Raw genomic sequence first — 19,826 nt, 5'->3', positions numbered from 1 at the left:
TCAGAGTGAGAAAGGAATTAAATAAATGGCGGTGACAACTCCGGCCATAATCATCGCTACACTGGAGGCAGCGGTCTGGACTTGGGAAACGCGGTTCAGACTTGCCGTTCCGATCGCATGTGCGCTCGTTCCGACGGCAATACCGATCGCCCAGTCATCTTTCACCCCGACAAGCGCAAGCAGCGGACGGGCAAAAGCGATGCCGACAATCCCGGTCAGCGCTGTAAAGAATGCGGCCAATGCGGGGACTCCGCCGATGTTTTTGCTCAGCTCAACCGCGATCGGTGTCGTGACCGATTTGGTCAGCATGCTTTTTGTCAGCACATCATCCGTTCCAAACAGCAAGCCCACTCCAAAGACAGTGAGTATCGCGACTGCGCAGCCAGCCCCGACGCCAAGCAGCACGCCCCGCCAGATGTGGGCAAATTCGCGTATCTGTTTGGCCAGGGGAACAGCAAGCGCCACTGTGGCCGGGCCTACCCAGAAGGAAATCCAGTCTCCCCCCAGCCGATAAGCATCCCAGTCGCCATTGATGACCCACCAGATAAACCAGGCGCAAACCGATGCCACCAAAACGGGCTGGATAATAGGAAAACGCGCAGCGGCATACATCGCCATCTTATAGGCCGCCAGCGTTACGATTATCGCAAGCAATGGACTAAGCATCCAGCGACCTCCTCTCTGCTTCTGCCGGGGTCGGAGCAGCCGTCTTTTCCCGTTTCCGATCCAGATACCATTGGATCACCTTCCCGGATACAATCATGACAAAAGCGGGCCCCAGCACCATCGCCAAAATCAGCGGCAGCGGATTTTGCGCTACTGTCTGTAAATAGGATGCGACTCCTACCAGAATCGGCACAAAAAACAGCATCATATGGCGAATCAGCAAATGACTTGCTTCTTCTACCCAATCCAGCTTGACAACCCCGATGATCAGGGCAAGCGTCAGCAGGAGCATTCCCAGAAGGTTTCCCGGCAGTGGAATGTGAAGCCACTGGCTCGCCATCGTTCCGATCCCATAAAAGGCGAGCAGCAAAATGATGCCTTTGATGGTCTTCACGAAAACTCGCTCTCCTCTCTCCTTATCTGATCTCCCTATGACAAACAACTGTGCCCGGCTTAGGGCAAACACGCCTTGCCGGGCTGAAATTCCGTTAGATGGTGACATCTGTTGCAAAAGTATAACAGAAAACAGACTGCAGCAGCCTCGTAAAAGAATAAAAAAGCCTGACCATCAAACGGTCAGGCTTTCCGTTGTTTAGTAGCCGCTTCCCGCTGCTTCCCCACCGTTTACAATCGCGATACCGGAGCTGGCGCCGATGCGAGTGGCTCCTGCTTCGATCATGGCAAGTGCTGCAGCACGATCACGGACACCGCCGGAAGCTTTTACACCTACTTCGGGCCCGACCGTTTTCCGCATAAGTGCGATATCTTCGACAGTCGCGCCGCCCGGACCAAAACCGGTAGAAGTCTTTACGTAATCTGCTCCTGCTTCGACGCACAGTTTGCAAGCCGTTACTTTTTCTTCCTCGGTCAAAAGCCCCGTTTCCAGGATCACTTTCAGGAGTACATCGCCACAAGCCTCCTTCACGGCGGCTACATCCTGCTTGACGGCCTCAAGATCACCTGATTTGAGTGCACCGATATTCAGGACCATGTCAACTTCCGTCGCACCGTTCGCAATCGCATCGCGGGTTTCCGCTGCCTTGGCTGCCGTCGAGTTTGCCCCGAGAGGGAATCCGATGACCGTGCACACCTTTACATCCGTTCCCGCCAGCAGTTCGGCAGAGCGTTTGACCCAGTAAGGATTTACGCAAACCGAGGCAAAATCATGTTCTCTTGCTTCCGCGCACAGCTTGTCAATCATCGCAGCGGTCGCATCAGGCTTTAACAGGGTATGGTCGATATACTTGTTCAATTTCATATTCTTACACCTCAATCCCGAAATGGTGCAAAGCTAGGCGAAGCACATTATCGTTGTTCCGGTACCCGCGCTTTTGCTGCAGCGCCCACGCCTCATCCGGAGAATGCCAATGGACAGCGTTGATCTCTTCCTCCTGAACAACGATCTCGGTAGAATACGCTTCTACCAGATAATAGTGGACCTCTTTATTGACCAGTTCTCCCGTGACAGGATGATGGTAGTCGTAATAGATGGTGTCCAGCTTTTCTCCCAGACGCCCTCTCACCCCAGTCTCCTCCAGTACCTCGCGGAGAGCTGTTTCCTCAATCGTTTCCCCTAGTTCCTGCTTCCCTTTGGCGAGTGTAACTTTTCCGTAGCGATCTTCTATCAGCATGATCAGCAGGTTGCTGTCTGTTGCTTGGTAGACGACGCCGCCAGCAGAGATTTCCTTCATCCCACGTGTTCCTTCAACTGCATCGGGATCGGTGTGTCCAGAACGCGGACAAACGTGCCTTTGCAGTATTCAGAGCCTGCTTCATCCAGCCGTACCTTGCAAATCTTGCCGATCATGGATTCATCGCCAGGGAAAACGAGATTGAGATAATTGTCCGAATACCCCATCAAGAGGCCGCTTTCGGGCGCTTCTTTGTAAGGACGCTCAGGAATAACCTCCAGGACCTCTCCGACAAATTGCTGGGCGTATTGAAGCGTCAGCTCTCGGTTCAGCTCCAGAAGCTGGGTTACGCGCTCGTGCTTGATTTCTTCCGGAATTTGATCGGTCATCCGTGCCGCTGGAGTGCCTGTCCGCATCGAGTACGGGAACACATGCAGCTCGGCAAAGCCGATCTTTTGAATGAACTCGTATCCATTGCGGAATTGCTCGTCCGTCTCGCCTGGGAAGCCGACAATCACGTCTGTTGTCAAAGCAACGCCAGGCAGCGCCTCGCGAACCTTGACCATTTTTTCATAAAACTCTGCCGTGGTGTATTTCCGGCGCATCCGTTTCAACACGTCATCGTCGCCGGCCTGAAGCGGTACGTGCAGATGGCGCACGACGCGGTCTGAATGATTGATTACGTCGATCACTTCATCCGTGATTTGGCTCGCTTCAATCGAACTGATGCGGATGCGCTTCAAGCCTTCTACCTGATGCAGGTCGACAAGCAGCTTGGCCAGGTTGTAATCTTCCAGATCTTCCCCGTAGCCGCCTGTGTGGATACCGGTCAAAACGATCTCCAGGTACCCCGCCGCAACCAGCTGTCTCGCTTGCTCAAGGACACTTTCCGGTTTGCGGGAACGCATCAGGCCCCGCGCCCATGGAATAATGCAGAAGGTGCAAAAGTTGTTGCAGCCCTCCTGAATTTTCAGCGAAGCCCGCGTGCGGTCGGTAAAGTTGGGTACGTCCAACTCCTCGAATTCGCGCGCTTTCATGATGTTTGCTACTGCGTTGATCGGCTTGCGCTCAGAACGGATCTGATCCACATACTCGATCAGCTTCTCGCGCCCCTGAGTTCCGACAATGATGTCTACTCCCGGAATTTGAGCGATTTCGCTCGGGGAGGTTTGCGCATAGCAACCGGTAACAGCGACAATGGCGTCAGGATTGCGGCGGATCGCACGGCGAATGACCTGACGGCTCTTCTTGTCTCCGGTGTTGGTAACTGTACATGTATTGATAACGTAAACGTCTGCCTCATCCTGTTCAAAATCAACCCGCTCGTAGCCACTGTTTTTAAACAGCTGCCAGATCGCTTCCGTCTCGTAGCTGTTCACTTTACAACCCAATGTGTGGAAAGCAACCGTAGACATTGCGCCTCCTCCTTTCACTCTATCCATAAACGATTGAAATTTTTTATGATTGGCCCAAGGTACGCTCAAACTGATAAGATGCCGCCGCCAGCACGTATTGGCAAGCTGTTTCCGTCCGCAAGATACGGGGACCAAGGGAAATGGACCGGATTCCGGCAGCTTCAGCCGCTGCTACTTCCTCCGGGGAAAAACCTCCCTCCGGTCCGATCAGGACCAGCAGCGAGTCGCCCGGCATCAGTGCCGGCAAAACCTCATGCAGTGTTGTACCGCCTTCTTTTTCGTATGCAATCACCGCACGGGTGTAGCGCGATGATTCCTCCACGATCTGTCTGAACGTGACTGGTGCCAGCAGCTCCGGCAAGATACTGCGATGCGACTGTTCCGCCGCTTCCTTGACAATCTTGCGCCAGCGGTCCAGCTTCTTCGCCTCTTTCTTGGCGTCCAGCTTGACGATGGTCCGCTCGGAGGAAAAAGGAAAAAAAGCGAACGCTCCCAATTCCGTTCCCTTTTGCAGGACCCACTCCATCTTTTCACCTTTTGGCAAACCCTGTCCAATCGTGATCTGCACCGGGAGCTCCCGCTGTTCGCGAAGCAGCTCCACAACAGTTGCCACTACTTCCTTGCCGGACAAGGAATCGATGCGAACAATCGCGGAACGTCCTGCTCCATCGCTGACGATGATCTCCTCGCCGCTTTTTGCCCGCATCACATTTACGATATGATGAACGTCATCGCCTGTAATGGTGACCTCTCGTTCGGAGAACAGGTGCGGCTCGACAAAATATCTTTGCATCCCGCTAACCTCACTATTTTATCTTTTTTTTGCTGTAATGGCTACCCAATCATCAATGAAAATGGTTTCCACGATCTCCAAACCGGATGCAGCCATCGCGTTTTTCACTTCTTGCGCTTTGGCTTCGATGATGCCTGAGGCAATGAACGTTCCCTCCGGCTTGAGTACGCGGTAAACGTCATCTGTAAAGCGAACGATGATCTCAGCCAAAATGTTGGCGACGACGAGGTCTACCGGTCCATCGACGCCTTCCAGCAGGTTGTTCTGTCTGACCGTAATTTTCTCATCGACTCCGTTCAGCTCCGTATTGGCCTGTGCGGAACGGACAGCCACCTCATCCAAGTCCATGGCCAAAACATGCTCAGCACCCAATTTGACCGCTGCGATGCTGAGAATAGCCGTACCGGTCCCGACGTCAAATACGCGGTCCCCCGGCTGCAGATATTTTTCCAAGGCCCGCAGGCAAAGAATGGTGGTAGGGTGTGTACCCGTTCCAAAAGCCATTCCCGGGTCCATCTCGATGATGACTTCATCCGGACTCTTTTGCTGATACTCTTCCCAAACCGGCTTGATCGTCATGCGATCGGAAACATGCACCGGCTTATAGTACTTTTTCCAGGCGTGGGCCCACTCGTCTTCGTGAACATCGTTTACGGCAATCGTGCCCTTTCCGATATCCAAGCCATAACCTGTCAACTCGTCCAGCTGCTGTTTCAACTCGCTCAGCATATCTCCGAGCGTACTGCTGTCTGCCGCCAGATACGCTTTGACGAATACGCCCTCGGCCGGAAAATCATCCGGGGATAGCTGGTAGATCTCACCAAATGGGGTATCCCAATCGCGATGCAGCACCTCCGGGTCTTCGATCACAACCCCGTTGGCTCCCATCTCGTATAGAAGATTGGACACTGCATCTACTGCCTCCGCTGTAGTATGGATACTAACTTCAGACCATTTCATGAACTACCAACTCCCCATTTACTCTTTTCCTTGGGCAAAACTACTCTCCGCGAAATGCGCGTTTCATTCTTTCAAAAAAGCTCTCGTTGTCTTCCGATGCCGGATGTCCAGGCGACTCGCCCGACAGCTCCGCAAACTCCCGGAGCAGTTCTTTTTGCCTGTCTGTCAGCTTTTTCGGCGTGACGACGCGCGCCTTTACATGCTGATCCCCGCGGCCGTTTCCGCGCAAGAACGGCACACCCTTCCCGCGCAGGCGGAAAAAGGTCTCCGATTGTGTACCAGCCGGGATCTTCAGCTTGACACGACCGTCAACAGTCGGTACCTCGATCTCGTCTCCCAGTGCCGCTTGGGCAAAGGTAATCGGCACCTCGCAGTAAATATCGTTCCCTTCACGTTCAAAAAACTCGTGCGCTTTTACCCGCAAGACGACGTACAAGTCTCCCGGAGGCCCCCCGTTGAAGCCAGGCTCTCCCTCGCCGGAAACGCGAAGCTGGGCACCGTCATCCACACCGGCCGGTATGTTGAGGTGAATTTTGCGGCGAATCTTGACCCGACCTGCGCCTTTGCAGGAGGTGCATTTCTCTTTGACGACCTTCCCTTTGCCCTCGCAGGTCGGACAAACGCGCCGGTTGACGATCCGTCCAAACGGCGTATTCGCGGCCACTTCCTGCTGACCCGTCCCCTTGCACGTATGGCAGGTTTCAACGCCGGAACCCGGTTTGGCTCCGGAGCCGTGACAAGTATCGCACTCGGCTTCTTTCGGAATCTCAACATCTGTCTCTTTTCCGAAAACGGCCTCCGTAAAGTCGATGGACAGCCCAAACTGCAGGTCCGAGCCTTTGCGCGGAGCATTTGGATTGGCACGTCTGCCGCCGCCAAAGAACATGTCGAAGATGTCGCCAAAGCCGCCCATATTGTTCGCGTCGAAGCCGCCAAATCCACCGCCGCCGAAGCCCTGATTCGGGTCCTGGTGGCCAAAGCGGTCATACTGGGCGCGAGCTTGCGAATCGGACAGAACGTCGTACGCTTCCTTTACTTCCTTGAACTTCGCTTCGGCATCCGCCTCTTTATTCACATCGGGGTGGTACTTGCGAGCCAGTTTGCGGTACGCCTTCTTGATTTCCTCGGTATCCGCATCCTTGGAGACTCCCAGTACCTCGTAATAATCCCGTTTCATCTCCTGAATCACTCCCATGACAGTCAACTGTTATCATAGCATGTGACAGACTCGAAAAAAAGTCAAAGTCAGCGTTCCGTGACTTTGACTTCTTTTCTCGCTATCATTCGCTTACTTCTTGTCGTCGACAACCTCGTAGTCAGCGTCTACGACATTCTCTTTTTTCGCATCGCCGGATGCATCCTGGGCACTGGCTCCCTGTGCGGCCTGAGCTGCTTGTGCAGCCTGCTCATACAGTTTCACGGAGATTTGCTGAATGATCTGGGACAGTTCGTCCTTGGCTGTCTTGATCTCGTCCAGGTTTCCACCTTCGAGTGCCTTTTTCACCTTATCCTTGGCTTCATTCGCTTTATCGATTTCAGCCTGATCTACCTTGCCTTCTACTTCCTTCAAGGTTTTCTCGGTAGTGAACACGAGCTGGTCGGCTTCATTGCGGACTTCTACTGCTTCTTTGCGCTGTTTGTCGGCCTCGGCGTTCAATTCGGCCTCTTTTACCATGCGTTCAATCTCTTCATCGGACAGACCGGAGTTGGAGGTGATCGTAATGCGCTGCTCTTTGCCGGTACCCATATCCTTCGCGCGAACGTTTACGATGCCGTTGGCGTCGATATCGAAGGATACTTCGATTTGCGGGATGCCGCGAGGAGCCGGCGGGATATCGGAGAGCGTGAAGCGGCCGAGTGTTTTGTTGTCTGCCGCCATTTGGCGCTCCCCTTGCAGCACGTGGATTTCCACGGATGTCTGGTTGTCGGCAGCCGTAGAGAACACCTGCGATTTGCTGGTCGGAATCGTCGTATTGCGCTCAATCAGCTTCGTAAATACGCCGCCCAGCGTTTCAATACCGAGAGACAGCGGGGTTACGTCAAGCAGAACAACGTCTGTCACGTCACCGGTCAGAACGCCCGCTTGCACGGCAGCACCCAGTGCGACGACTTCATCCGGGTTGACACCTTTGTGCGGTTCTTTGCCGGTAAACTTCTTGATCGCTTCCTGTACGGCCGGAATCCGGGTAGAGCCCCCTACGAGGATAACGCGGTCAATTTCGTTTGCGGAAAGACCCGCATCCTGCAGCGCCTGACGGGTTGGGCCCATCGTGCGTTCCACGAGGTGAGCGGAAAGCTCTTCGAATTTCGCACGGGTCAGGTTGAGTTCCAAGTGTTTCGGACCAGTTGCGTCTGCTGTGATGAACGGCAGAGAGATCGTGGTCGTCAAAACGCCGGAGAGGTCCTTTTTCGCTTTTTCCGCAGCATCCTTCAGACGTTGCAGAGCCATGCGGTCTTTGGACAGATCGATACCGTGCTCCTTCTTGAACTCGCTCACGAGGTAATCGATAATCACCTGGTCAAAATCGTCACCACCGAGCTTGTTGTCGCCGGAAGTTGCTTTTACTTCGAAGAAGCCCTCTGAAAGCTCAAGAATCGAAACGTCAAACGTACCGCCGCCCAGGTCGTATACGAGGACAGTCTGGTCTTCCGTCTTTTCCATTCCGTATGCCAGTGCAGCCGCAGTCGGCTCGTTCACGATCCGCAGAACTTCCAAACCGGCGATTTTGCCGGCGTCCTTGGTCGCTTGGCGCTGGCTGTCGTTGAAGTAGGCTGGAACCGTAATAACTGCCTTGGTGACCGTTTCACCGAGGTACGCTTCCGCGTCGGCTTTCAGCTTTTGCAAAATCATCGCCGATACTTCCTGCGGCGTATACTCTTTTCCTTCCAGTGTCACCTTGTGGTTTGTCCCCATGTAACGCTTGACTGACATGACGGTGTTGTCTGGATTGGTGATCGCCTGGCGTTTCGCCGCTTCACCTACGATACGCTCGCCATTTTTGAAAGCAACTACGGAAGGTGTGGTACGGTTGCCTTCGGGATTGGGGATAACGACAGGCTCGCCGCCCTCCATAACTGCTACGCAAGAGTTTGTTGTTCCCAAGTCAATACCGATTACACGACTCATACTGTAAAATCCTCCTCACGACTTCACTCACTAGTTATTCATGCTTGCTGTATGACGCTAAAAAAAGAAAATCGGCTAGGCGTTCACTTTCACCATGGCAGGACGAATGACACGGTCCTTGAATTGATAGCCTTTTTGCAGCTCTTCAACAACCACGCCGGATCCGTACTCAGGATCCTCCGTTTGCATGACCGCCTGGTGAACATGGGGATCAAAAGGCTGTCCCTTCGCCGGAATGGGTGCAAGTCCTTCCTTTTCAAATACTTGAACCATCTGGCGGTACACCATATCGACACCAGTCAAAAGCGATTCGACAGTCATCGCCTCTTTGTCGGCAGAAAGCGCCCTTTCAAAGTTGTCCAGTACAGGCAGCAGCTCCTCCACCACTTTTTGCGAGGCGTACTTCGCCAGATCCTCTTGTTCTTTTCTCAGGCGGCGCCGCATGTTTTCCATGTCTGCCATCGCTCTCAACAGGCGGTTGTTGTTCTCTTCTGCCTGCGCTCTCCAGCGCTCCGCTTCCTGCTGCCAATCGATCTGTTCCGCTTGCTCGGAAGCAGGATCGACGGTTTGCTCCGCTTTGTCAGTCGTCTCTTCTGCTGCGTTGTCTGGTGAAACATCCTGGGTCATTTTTTCATCGTTCAAGATTCAAATACCTCCTGTGACCGCCGAGGCACTACGGCCGAGACGTTCCCATATTCCTATTTCTCAAATTCTGATGTCAGCATTTGCGAGAGACCTTCCGCCAGGTAATTCAACACGGTGATGACTTTGCTGTATTCCATTCGGGTAGGCCCAAGTATTCCAACCATCCCCACAGGCTTTCCGCCCAAAGAATAGGATGTCGTAATGATGCTGCACTGCTTGATGGCATCCAACTGATTTTCCTGCCCGATCCGGACAGTCAGCCCTTCCGCGGGCGCTCCGAACAAATGAATCAGCTGGTCATTTCGCTCCAGAAGCTCAAGAATATCCTTCACCTTATCGACATCGCGAAACTCCGGCTGGTTCATGATCTTGGTCGCTCCGCGCAAATAGACGCGTTCTTTTTCTTCCCGGGTCAAAGAGTCTTCCAGGATATGCAGCATCTCTTCGTACTGCTCTACGTGACGTCTCATCTCGCCTGCTATTTCCTGATAAAGGCGCTGCCGCAGCTGCCACAGCGGAACATCAGACAGCTTGGTGTTCAAGATGTTGACCAGCTTTTCAATCTCCTGCGGCCGGACGCCCTTTGGCAGATCGATCAGCTTGTTTTCCACACGACCAGTATTGGTCACCACGATGGCTACTGCCTGTTCTTCGTTCAAGGGAACGATTTGAATATGTTTCAGCCGATGCTCAAAGATCTCCGGACCGAGCACGATAGCCGTGTAGTTGGTCACATGAGAAAGAATTTGAGCGGTGTATTCGATCACCTGTTCAAAGTGATGAATACGCTCGGCAAACAGCTGCTTCAGCTTTCCCAATTCCAGGTCGTTCAATAAATGCGGCTGGATCAGGTTGTCTACGTAAAAGCGATACCCTTTGGTGGAGGGCACCCTTCCCGCCGAGGTATGCGGCTGTTCCAGATACCCCAGCTCTTCCAAGTCGGCCATTTCGTTGCGAATCGTCGCCGAACTAAAGCCGATGCCATCTTTTTTGGAAATGGTTCGGGAGCCTACAGGTTCGGCCGAATGAATGTAATTATCGACAATCGCATTGAGAATCAATCGTTGGCGGTCCGATAACATGCTGCCTTCGCCTCCCTGTTGTTAGCACTCAGATGTATCGAGTGCTAAATCTATTTATTAAGTTATCAATACGGGAGGAATTTGTCAATGTTTTCCCAGAAACGACTTCCCTTTTTCCTGTCTGCCTAATCGCCCAAAAAGCGGGCGAATACCTCATTCCCAAGCGGCAATGCCGTGCGAGTCAGGCGCAGCCGCCCGTCACTCCATTCGAGCATTCCTTTTGCTACTTCTTCTTCTATGATACGGCCGTATTCTTCCATGATGGTCTTTCCGAAACGGCGGCTGAACTGTTCCGCATCGATGCCCTCGCGCAGCCTGAGCCCCATGATCATGTGGTCCTCCATCGCTTCTTTCGGCGAAACCGCGAACTGTTCGACACGCGGCAACCCTTCCCGGCACATTTGCAAATAGATCGCCAGCGGCCCTGCATTGACATGCCGTTCATGATCGACATAGCCGTGCGCGCCCGCTCCCAAACCGTAATACTCCTCATTAAGCCAGTATGTCTTGTTGTGCCTGCTTTCAAATCCTGGCTTGGCAAAGTTGCTGATCTCGTATTGATGATAGCCGTGGCGTTCCATTTCCTCGATCAGCAGCAGGTACATATTCAGCTCTGTCTCTTCGGATGGAAGCGGCAGCTGATCCTTTTGGTACAAGGTATGAAAGAGCGTATTCTCCTCCACTTTCAGACTATATGCAGAGAAGTGGGTTGTGGGCAATTGAAATGCTTTTTGCAGGGTGTCCCTGAATATCTCTTCTGTTTGATCAGGCAAGCCGAACATCAGATCAATCGTCAAATTGTCAAACCCTGCCGCAACGGCATTATCGATGCTCTGATACACCTGCCCCACGTCGTGAATCCGTCCCAAACGCTTCAACAGGCTTTCATCAAACGATTGCACCCCGAAGCTGAGCCGATTCACTCCCAGCTCCCGCATCAACCGCAGCTTCTCTTTGTCCGTCGTCCCTGGATTTGCTTCCATCGAAAATTCCAGTTCCGGCGCTGCATACCGTCCCAGATGCTTCTCAACCATCTCGAGGAATCTGCGCATTTGCGCCTGATCGAGAAACGTCGGGGTCCCGCCTCCGACGAAAATCGTTTTTACTTGTTGGACTGGCCATTTGGCAAAGGTCAGCTCCATCTCTTTTTCCAGTGCGTCCAGATAGTCCCAAATCAACTGCGGATTGTTGGTGACAAACGAGTTGAAATCGCAGTAATAGCATTTATTCGTGCAAAAGGGAATGTGGATATAAACAGATTGGGGCGCCAAGATTCTTCCCCTCCTTTATTGGAAAAGTCAAAAGACCTGACATCACCGTCAGGTCTAGTATTCTGCAACATCTGCAAACTGCAGACCGGTTTGTTTCGGCCTATTTCTTGTCGTCCATCCGGAGAACAGCCATGAACGCTTCTTGCGGCACCTCGACGGAACCGACGGATTTCATGCGCTTTTTCCCTTCTTTTTGCTTTTCCAGGAGTTTGCGCTTCCGGCTGATGTCCCCGCCGTAGCATTTGGCCAGGACGTTTTTGCGCAGGGCGCTGATCGTCTCCCGCGCGACAACCTTGTGTCCGATCGCAGCCTGGATCGGCACCTCGAATTGCTGTCTCGGGATCAATTCCTTCAGCTTTTCGCAGATGATGCGGCCACGGTTGTAGGCGCTGTCGCGGTGGACGATAAACGACAGGGCATCCACGACTTCTCCGTTCAACAGAATGTCCATTTTCACAAGCTTGGACGGCTTGTAGCCTGCCAATTCATAGTCAAAGGAGGCGTAGCCTTTGGTTCCTGACTTCAGCAGATCAAAGAAGTCGTACACGATCTCCGAGAGCGGCATGTCGTACTTCAGCTGCACGCGATTTTCTCCCATGTACTGCATGTCGAGAAATTCTCCGCGCTTGCCCTGGCACAACTGCATGACATCGCCCACGTAATCCTTCGGCACCATTACGGTAGCCGACACATACGGCTCTTCGATCATTTCGATCTTCTGCACTTCCGGCATTTTCGACGGGTTGTCGATCTCGATGACCTCGCCATTGGTCATGGTCACCCGGTAAATTACGCTCGGTGCGGTCGTGATCAGATCGATGTTGAATTCCCGCTCAATCCGCTCCTGAATGATCTCCATATGCAAGAGACCGAGGAATCCGCAACGGAATCCGAAGCCAAGCGCCTGGGATGTCTCCGGCTCGAACTGCAGGGACGCGTCGTTTAGCTGAAGCTTTTCCAAAGCCTCGCGCAAGTCATTGTAATCGCTGGTGTCGATCGGGTACAGACCGCAGAACACCATTGGATTGATTTTCCGGTAGCCTGGCAGCGGTTCTGCCGTCGGGCGAGCTGCGTCGGTAATCGTATCACCGACCCTCGTGTCTCCTACCGTTTTGATCGAAGCGGCGACATACCCTACATCACCCACAGTCAGTTCGTCGACCGGGGTCTGACGCGGCATCGATGCTCCCACTTCGGTTACATCGAAGGTTTTGCCTGTCGCCATCATTTTGATTTTCATGCCTTTGCGCAGCGTACCGTTTACAACCCTCACGGAAGCGATTACGCCGCGGTACGGATCAAAGTAAGAGTCAAAAATCAAAGCTTGCAGAGGTGCGTCGGGGTCCCCTTCCGGAGCCGGCACCTTTTGCACGACAGCCTCCAGCACGTCTTTGATCCCGATCCCTGCTTTTGCCGAAGTCAGACAGGCTTCGCTTGCATCCAGGCCAATGACGTCCTCTACTTCCTGTTTGACCCGCTCTGGTTCCGCGCTCGGCAGGTCAATCTTGTTGATTACCGGAATAATCTCCAGATTGTTGTCCAGCGCCAGATAGACGTTGGCCAATGTCTGCGCTTCGATGCCTTGGGCAGCGTCGACGACCAAGAGGGCGCCTTCGCAAGCGGCAAGGCTGCGGGATACTTCATAGGTAAAGTCGACGTGTCCGGGGGTGTCGATCAAATGCAAAATATACTCTTCCCCGTCGTCTGCTTTATACTTTAACTGCACGGCATTCAGCTTGATCGTAATGCCGCGCTCTCTTTCCAGATCCATCGAGTCCAGAAACTGCGCTTCCATCTCCCGTTCTGACAATGCTCCTGTCAATTCCAGGATGCGGTCAGCCAAGGTTGACTTCCCGTGGTCGATATGGGCGATAATGGAAAAATTGCGAATGCGTTTTTGTCTTTCACGGCGATCCATGTGTTGTCAGTTCCCTCCCACGCCATCTGAACGTCGCCTGTTGGTCCACCTTCAGACCGCGTTCCGAAAAAATACACTAACGTCAATTATATCAAAGCGCGGTTATGCGAGCAACAATTGAGAATAAGGCGGTTCCCACGATTTTTCGAGGACCGATCCGAACCAGGATTTGAAGCAGGTGCGGCGTATAATGCTAAGGCTTCTTCCCTTCACTTAACCGCTGCAAATATTTCTCGGGAAACAGCTTCTTTAGACTTGGTTGATAGCGGCTTCCGTCCTCTGGCATACTGTGGCTGATTACCCGGTAGGCGCCGCCTTTGCCGTTCTTCTGTTCGTAGGCGATGTCCAGGACCATCGGGCAGCTTAATCCCGGAGACCCCTCCTCTGCCTTGCCTTCAATCCTTACCCAAGCATAGACACGCCGCTTTTCCGGAGCTTGCGTTTCTACCCCGATCAGTTCAATATGGACATCGCGATCTGCTCCCAGCCAGCTCAGGTTTCCCTGGGCCGTTTGCAAATACGCGGTGATCAGCGGAGTGACAAACTCCCGATTTTCGGGGGAGACACCTTTTTCGACCTGAACAAACACTTGCCCAAAATGCTCGCTGCCCGAGAGCACCTGCAGCTTCCAGACACCCGGATCGGGAAGGGCAATGCTGGACGAAAAATGGCCATCCGCATCATACTGGGGTCCCAGAACTTCATAAGAACCAAGCTTGATGCGCTTGCCCTCCGTACTGTAGGCGACCAGCTCCACCTCTTTTCCAAATGAACCGTTCAACAGAAATGAAATCCGCTGTGCCTGATCCTCGTACAGCCCAAATTCATCTGTCATGATGCGGACAGGCTTCTCCCCGAGGTAGCTGAAAACCTGATTTTCGCTGTGTATATCTGAACGTGGCGACGGTTTCCACAAATCGGGCGGATTCACAATAGTAGCGGGTAGCCAAGGCTTCTCTTGAACGGGTTGCCGGGCTTGTTCTCCCGGCCCTACACCGGTTATCGCAGTGCCTACGAGAGCAAGCAGCAGGACAGCGGCTGCTGCCGAGGCCCAAAGGCCCCATCGCCCCGGGGGAAAGGTCCTTTTTTTTCGCCCTGCCTCCTGCTTGATCGTTCGCCGTATATTCTCTTCCATTTCCGGGGAGAACACGACGTCATGGAGTACGCTGCGATCGGCTCGCTCTTTCAATCCTTTCAGCCATTGGTCTCGTTCCATTCCCATCCCTCCCCGGTATTCATTTCCTTTTTCAACAGCTGTCTCGCCCGATGAAGCCTCGTCCGAACAGTCCCTTCGGTCACACCTAGCACCTCAGCCACTTCCGCAATGGACATTTCCCCATAATAGTGGAGAGCTACCGCCTGGCGATAGAGTGGCGGAAGCAGCAAGACAAGCCGGACCAGCTCATCCCGGGCAGCTCGCTGCAGCACGATATTTTCGGTCGACGCTTCGCCATTTTTTTGTATCCACGCTTGCGGAAACAAATTTCGAAACGTCCACGACCGCAAATAGCCCTTGCATTCGTTGACGGCGATCCGGTAGATCCAGGTATGGATGCTGCTCTCTCCGCGAAAGCCGGAAAGGTTGCGGTAGACCTTCAAAAATACGTCCTGCGTAATGTCTTCGGCCAGGTCACGGTCCTTCACCATCAAGGTGACCAGTCGCAGGACACGCGTCCCGTATTCCTGCATGAGCCGATCCAAAGAAGCCTCTGGCGTCTGCTGAAGCTTATCCACGAAGACGCGCCCTCCTTCCTGTTTCACCTTGTTAGATGCAAGAAGCCGCTATTTGTTACAGGTTTTTTTCCGAGCAAACAGAGTCATTCGCGAGACATCCGCGTTGGTCCTCCCGTTTAAGCCCGCAAATGGGTACCCGCCCTCCGTCCACTTTTCCAAATCATAGTCGCCTCTCGCCGGCGATGATGGAACAGTATGGACAAGAGACAGACCTTCAACCGAATGGATATAGCCTGCCGGGTAGTCGATGATGTAGTTTTCGTGCATCGCCGTTACCTCCAATTGCTCCGACTCCAGCAGCAAGACCAGCTCCCCCGGGAGCATCAGCGCCATTTCCCGGTCCACCCGGTAGCGCGGCTGCTCCACGCTGTCGATAAAGGTCTCATAGGCAAGAGAGTAGCGGAATCGCTGGCGTGCGTAAGACGTTTCTCCCCGAACCTGTTGGTAGACCATCTTGTCGGGAAACACCCATTTTCGCTGTTCCGTTTGCCAATTTTCACCTGCAGGGGGCAAGAGGAGGTCAATCGCTACCAGACCGTCCTCGGTTAGATGCTCCTTGATCAACTGTAGAAGCCGCCTTTGTTCCGAGCGGAGCGTAAAGTGCTGGAGAAACCCCTCGGTCAAAAGCACATGAGTAAAGGTGCGATCCAGTTGCAAATGAAGCGCTTCTTGTTCCATGAGCTCCAGCAGGTGTTCTCTGCCTTTCCCCAACCGCCGCTTCTTCTTTTCCGCTAGCCCGAGCATGTCGGGACTGTTATCGATCCCGCAGACAGAAATACCCTGCTTGGCCAATTCCAGGGCGATTCTTCCCGTTCCTACTCCCAGCTCCAGAACTGCGGGCTGACGGTCGAAGGCTTGTATCCAGCCGCGGTAGAAAAGTATGCCCGCCTTTCCCGCAAACTGGTCGTAGTACGCTGCTTCCAGCCCTTTGTAAGGTGGACTGGGGAGCCGCTCGTGCCTTCCGCCCGACAGGCCGCAGGTAGAGCAAACCGAGCCTGTCAAACGCTGAAAAGGAATCCCCGGCGGCACGCCATTTTTACTGTCGCCGAGCCACTCATCATAGCGAAAACCGCATACTTTGCAGGAATAAACACTCATAGGGCCGTTGACACCTCCGCATCCTTCCGCTGTTCGCTCATTTCCATACCGGAGAAAAATACGATGTGCTTCTTTCCTGTCTTCGGATGAACATACACTTCTGTTTCGACACCGAACACTTCCCGGAGCATTTCGGGATTCAGCACTTGTTCCGGTGTGCCGGCGGCTGCAATCCGCCCTTCTTGGATCACATAGATCCGGTCGCAGTATGTCGCCGCAATATTCAGGTCATGCAGCGCTGCGAGGACGGTCAGACGGAGCGATTTCAGGAGGTCCATAATTTGCAGCTGGTAGCGAATGTCGAGATGGTTCGTCGGCTCGTCCAAAACAAGAAGCTTCGCCTCTTGCACCAATGCCCGCGCGATTAATACCCTCTGTTTTTCGCCGCCGGACAAGGACAAAAAGCTGCGCTCTGCGAAGGCTTGCATACCCGTTCGAGCCAGCGCCCTTTCCACGAGCGAAAAGTCTTCTTCCGTATCTGACTGAAATAATCGTTTATGTGCAGAACGGCCCATCAAAACAATTTCTCTAACGGTGAAATCGAATTCAACTGTGCCTTCCTGACGAACAACTGCCATTCGCTGCGCTGTTTGCCGAGGCGACAGTTGATAGATGTCTTCTCCATCTACTGTAACAAGACCCGCATCCGGCTTCCTGACCCGGTAAATGCTCTTTAGCAAAGTCGACTTTCCGCTTCCATTCGGACCGATCAGGCCGACGAATGTTCCCGGCTTAGCCTGCAGGTCGACGTGATCAAGGATTTCCTTTCCATCCAACATGACGGATACTTGCTCGGCGATGAGATTCATCTTCCGCCACCCCCAAACGAATACGAGCTTCGAAGCATGAGCCAAATAAAGAATGGCCCTCCGCACAGCGATGTAATGATACCGATGGGCAATTCCTCAGGAGCGAATGCCAGTCTGGCCACGACATCCGCCCAGATCAGAAAGCTTGCTCCCAGCAGCGCACTGACTGGAAGCACGCGGCGGTGATCGGTGCCGACAATGATGCGGACAATATGCGGCATCATCAGTCCGACAAAGCCGATTGCCCCGCTGATCGAGACGATGACCCCTGTGAGCAGCGCGGTCATAACGAGCAGCATTTTTCGGAAATGTTCGGTATTCACTCCCAGCGTCCTCGCGGTTTCCTCTCCCATCATGATCGCATTGAGCGAGCGATAATAAGTCATCAGCACGAACATCCCGGCCACTACCACAACGCCCGGAATGGTCAGGTACTCCCATTTGGCTCCCGCGAGGCTACCTTGCATCCAGAACAAAACTGTACGGATGCCATGCTCGTTAGGAGCTGAAAAGATAATCAGGCTGGTGATCGCCGACAGTACAGCCGAAACAGCAATGCCGGACATCAACAAGCGCACGGTCGAGTTTTGCCCTCCAAGCCGCGAAAGCGCAAAAACAAGGACAATCGCCAGGAGCGATCCGGTAAAAGCCCCAATGGTCAGGGAATACTGTCCGTATAGACTGAATGCTCCGAAAAGAATTGTCAGTGTCGCTCCTACCGATGCACCTGAGGAAACCCCGAGCAAATACGGATCCGCCAACGAATTTCTTACAAGTGCCTGTATGGTCACCCCGACCACTGACAAGCCCGCGCCAACGATTGCCGCAAGCAAGACACGCGGAAAGCGAATCTGCCAAATAATCGTTTCTTCCGATTTTGACCAATCCGCCTGTATCCATTCTCCTATCAACGGAATATGGGAAAAAGCAATTTTCCAGATCGTGCCGGGCCGAATCGACACTGAGCCCAGCATGACTGCCAGGGTCGCACTGGCGATCAACACCAGAATCAACACGAACAGAACTGAGGCAAACCAGCCCCTGAAACTCCTGATATCTCTCTTGGCGATTTTCATCACCCTTCGTCCGGGGCTATCCGTGGCGGCCGAGCTCTCCAGTATCGTACGTTTCACAACTCTCACTCCTTCGGAAAAATCGACCGGTCTAACCAACGTGGAATGAATTGGTCCTGCCGTTAAAATTTCTCCGGATAAAGTCCTTCCGCGAGAGTTTTAAGTGCGAACGGCGCCCGAATTCCTTCAGCCGCTGCGGAGAGCGGCAGCACGACGATACGCTTGTTTTTAATGGCCGGCAGATCAGCCAATTCGTTTTTTGTCAAAAGCAGATTTCGTTTTTGTTCAACGGTTTTGTCTCCGTAATCAACGATGACGATCACTTCCGGCTTGCGGGCGACTACCTCTTCCCAGCTTACGCTTGTCCATCCTTTCGGGACATCGTCGAAAATGTTCTTGCCTCCTGCCAGCGCAATCAACCTGGTCATGTAGTTATTGGCAGCTGTGTACGGCTTGTCCTCTCCGCTGTCATAGACAAACACAGGAATCGGCCGTGCCACGTCTTTGATGTGATCGGTGATTTGCCTGATCTCCGTTTTCATCTTCTCGATCAGTTCATTCGCTTTTGGTTCGACTCGGAAAATGCGCCCGATATTTTGGATGTCGGCGTACACATCCTCAAGACCCGGTGCTGTCATATTGGAAGATTGCTGCAAATAAGCGTGAACGCCCATTTTCTCCAAATCCTCGACAGTCCCGACCGCTTTGTCGGTAAAGGCGCTCTTCCAGCCAGCGTACACAAAGTCCGGTTCAGCGGCAAGGAGGACTTCCTTTGATGGGTACTGCTTGGACAGCACCGGAATCTTCGCATATGCCTCCTGAAGCTCAGGCAAAATCTGATCATCAAGATAAGCAGTCCCGACCATTTTGTCTTCCAGTCCCAGAGCGAGCATGATTTCGGTAGTATGCTGACTGAGTGATACGGCTCTCCTCGGCGCTTCAGCAAAGGTGAGGGTTCTTCCATTGTTTTCGATTGTTACAGGAGACAAGGAACTTGTCGAATTCGCCGCATTTGCAGATTCTCCGCCTCCTGCTGATTGCGTTGAGCCATTTGTCGGGGCAACAGTGTTTGCAGCCGAATTCGACTCGGCTCCCCCGCATCCGGATAGTGCCAGGACAACTGCAACCCCGGCGAAAAACAAAAAGCCAAGACGTTTGTTGAAAGCTCTCATCCTTATTTCCTCCTTTTGTCATTCGCGTTTCATCGCACTTGCTTACCCCTGTATTTCAAAAAGAAAAGACATCCTCCGATCTTGCCGGGGGATGCCTTTGCGGGCAGCGGACAAAAGAAACACGGCAAAAGGATAGACCAATAGCGTCTGGCGCCGTTTCTTCGTCACACTGTCCCCATCCTCGTGGGTCGATCGTGTATGCTTTCTGGCAGGTCTCCTGGCTTGGGATCATCACGCCTTGCTCCCTTCCCATCTCGCGTTTAGACCGCGAAACAGTGGATACCAGCAAGGACACTCCCCTTTACAGTGGCGGGACCGCGTCGGGTTTTCACCGAACTTCCCTTTTAAGTGGCCGGGTACAAGAGACTACCCGGTTCACACCATAAAGCGTATGTATTCAGTTGATCGGCGATTGCGTGAGATCCTCCCGAT

Annotated in this window: 20 protein-coding genes and 1 riboswitch; all 20 genes read right to left on the bottom strand. The window is 53.2% G+C overall.

Features of this window, described 5'->3' with window-relative positions; all coding sequences use genetic code 11:
- The gene (locus NST96_RS10400; RefSeq protein WP_024984571.1) at positions 1 to 666 is read right to left on the bottom strand and encodes an LrgB family protein; all 666 of its coding nucleotides are present in this window, start codon (positions 664 to 666) and stop codon (positions 1 to 3) included.
- Positions 659 to 1,060, bottom strand: a complete 402-nt coding sequence (locus NST96_RS10395; RefSeq protein ID WP_311067606.1) for a CidA/LrgA family protein — start codon at positions 1,058 to 1,060, stop codon at positions 659 to 661. The genes NST96_RS10400 and NST96_RS10395 overlap by 8 nt, the downstream gene beginning before the upstream one ends.
- Positions 1,061 to 1,258: 198 nt before the next feature.
- Positions 1,259 to 1,924, bottom strand: coding sequence for a deoxyribose-phosphate aldolase (deoC, locus tag NST96_RS10390; RefSeq protein WP_003390664.1), 666 nt, complete (start codon positions 1,922 to 1,924; stop codon positions 1,259 to 1,261).
- A 4-nt stretch (positions 1,925 to 1,928) separates the two neighbouring features.
- Positions 1,929 to 2,357, bottom strand: coding sequence for an NUDIX domain-containing protein (locus tag NST96_RS10385; RefSeq protein ID WP_031932413.1), 429 nt, complete (start codon positions 2,355 to 2,357; stop codon positions 1,929 to 1,931).
- Positions 2,354 to 3,712 (bottom strand): tRNA (N(6)-L-threonylcarbamoyladenosine(37)-C(2))-methylthiotransferase MtaB, encoded by a 1,359-nt coding sequence (mtaB, locus tag NST96_RS10380; protein WP_003390668.1) that lies wholly within the window; start codon positions 3,710 to 3,712, stop codon positions 2,354 to 2,356. Before mtaB ends, NST96_RS10385 begins: the two co-directional genes overlap by 4 nt.
- A gap of 43 nt (positions 3,713 to 3,755) precedes the next feature.
- Complete coding sequence (locus tag NST96_RS10375) at positions 3,756 to 4,505, bottom strand: 16S rRNA (uracil(1498)-N(3))-methyltransferase (RefSeq protein WP_003390671.1); 750 nt, start codon at positions 4,503 to 4,505, stop codon at positions 3,756 to 3,758.
- Between the two features lie 18 nt (positions 4,506 to 4,523).
- A complete protein-coding gene (prmA, locus tag NST96_RS10370) occupies positions 4,524 to 5,465 on the bottom strand; it encodes a 50S ribosomal protein L11 methyltransferase (protein WP_003390673.1) in 942 nt (313 codons plus the stop codon).
- A gap of 40 nt (positions 5,466 to 5,505) precedes the next feature.
- A complete protein-coding gene (dnaJ, locus tag NST96_RS10365; RefSeq protein WP_003390675.1) occupies positions 5,506 to 6,642 on the bottom strand; it encodes a molecular chaperone DnaJ in 1,137 nt (378 codons plus the stop codon).
- Positions 6,643 to 6,753: 111 nt separating this feature from the next.
- Entirely contained in the window at positions 6,754 to 8,592 is a 1,839-nt protein-coding gene (gene dnaK, locus NST96_RS10360) for a molecular chaperone DnaK (protein WP_003390677.1), read from the bottom strand.
- 75 nt (positions 8,593 to 8,667) lie between these two features.
- Entirely contained in the window at positions 8,668 to 9,234 is a 567-nt protein-coding gene (gene grpE, locus NST96_RS10355) for a nucleotide exchange factor GrpE (protein WP_003390680.1), read from the bottom strand.
- A gap of 56 nt (positions 9,235 to 9,290) precedes the next feature.
- Complete coding sequence (gene hrcA / locus NST96_RS10350) at positions 9,291 to 10,319, bottom strand: heat-inducible transcriptional repressor HrcA (protein WP_003390682.1); 1,029 nt, start codon at positions 10,317 to 10,319, stop codon at positions 9,291 to 9,293.
- A 125-nt stretch (positions 10,320 to 10,444) separates the two neighbouring features.
- On the bottom strand, positions 10,445 to 11,590 hold the full coding sequence (hemW, locus tag NST96_RS10345; RefSeq protein WP_003390684.1) for a radical SAM family heme chaperone HemW: 1,146 nt from the start codon (positions 11,588 to 11,590) through the stop codon (positions 10,445 to 10,447).
- Between the two features lie 100 nt (positions 11,591 to 11,690).
- Positions 11,691 to 13,508 (bottom strand): translation elongation factor 4, encoded by a 1,818-nt coding sequence (gene lepA, locus NST96_RS10340; RefSeq protein WP_003390686.1) that lies wholly within the window; start codon positions 13,506 to 13,508, stop codon positions 11,691 to 11,693.
- A 193-nt stretch (positions 13,509 to 13,701) separates the two neighbouring features.
- On the bottom strand, positions 13,702 to 14,724 hold the full coding sequence (locus tag NST96_RS10335) for a hypothetical protein (RefSeq protein ID WP_122958861.1): 1,023 nt from the start codon (positions 14,722 to 14,724) through the stop codon (positions 13,702 to 13,704).
- A complete protein-coding gene (locus NST96_RS10330; RefSeq protein WP_003390690.1) occupies positions 14,703 to 15,242 on the bottom strand; it encodes a sigma-70 family RNA polymerase sigma factor in 540 nt (179 codons plus the stop codon). The genes NST96_RS10335 and NST96_RS10330 overlap by 22 nt, the downstream gene beginning before the upstream one ends.
- A 48-nt stretch (positions 15,243 to 15,290) precedes the next feature.
- The gene (locus NST96_RS10325) at positions 15,291 to 16,340 is read right to left on the bottom strand and encodes a methyltransferase domain-containing protein (RefSeq protein ID WP_039070543.1); all 1,050 of its coding nucleotides are present in this window, start codon (positions 16,338 to 16,340) and stop codon (positions 15,291 to 15,293) included.
- On the bottom strand, positions 16,337 to 17,149 hold the full coding sequence (locus NST96_RS10320) for a heme ABC transporter ATP-binding protein (protein WP_024984579.1): 813 nt from the start codon (positions 17,147 to 17,149) through the stop codon (positions 16,337 to 16,339). The genes NST96_RS10325 and NST96_RS10320 overlap by 4 nt, the downstream gene beginning before the upstream one ends.
- Positions 17,146 to 18,225, bottom strand: a complete 1,080-nt coding sequence (locus tag NST96_RS10315) for an iron ABC transporter permease (RefSeq protein ID WP_171506873.1) — start codon at positions 18,223 to 18,225, stop codon at positions 17,146 to 17,148. Before NST96_RS10315 ends, NST96_RS10320 begins: the two co-directional genes overlap by 4 nt.
- A 119-nt stretch (positions 18,226 to 18,344) precedes the next feature.
- Positions 18,345 to 19,394, bottom strand: a complete 1,050-nt coding sequence (locus tag NST96_RS10310) for an ABC transporter substrate-binding protein (protein WP_024984581.1) — start codon at positions 19,392 to 19,394, stop codon at positions 18,345 to 18,347.
- Between the two features lie 42 nt (positions 19,395 to 19,436).
- Complete coding sequence (locus NST96_RS10305) at positions 19,437 to 19,562, bottom strand: hypothetical protein (protein WP_264484490.1); 126 nt, start codon at positions 19,560 to 19,562, stop codon at positions 19,437 to 19,439.
- A gap of 21 nt (positions 19,563 to 19,583) precedes the next feature.
- Positions 19,584 to 19,794, bottom strand: a riboswitch (cobalamin riboswitch).
- Between the last annotated feature and the right edge of the window lie 32 nt (positions 19,795 to 19,826).

This window comes from Brevibacillus sp. FSL K6-2834 (genome assembly GCF_038592925.1).
GTDB lineage: Bacteria > Bacillota > Bacilli > Brevibacillales > Brevibacillaceae > Brevibacillus > Brevibacillus borstelensis.
This window is presented reverse-complemented; position numbering and strand designations above follow the sequence as displayed.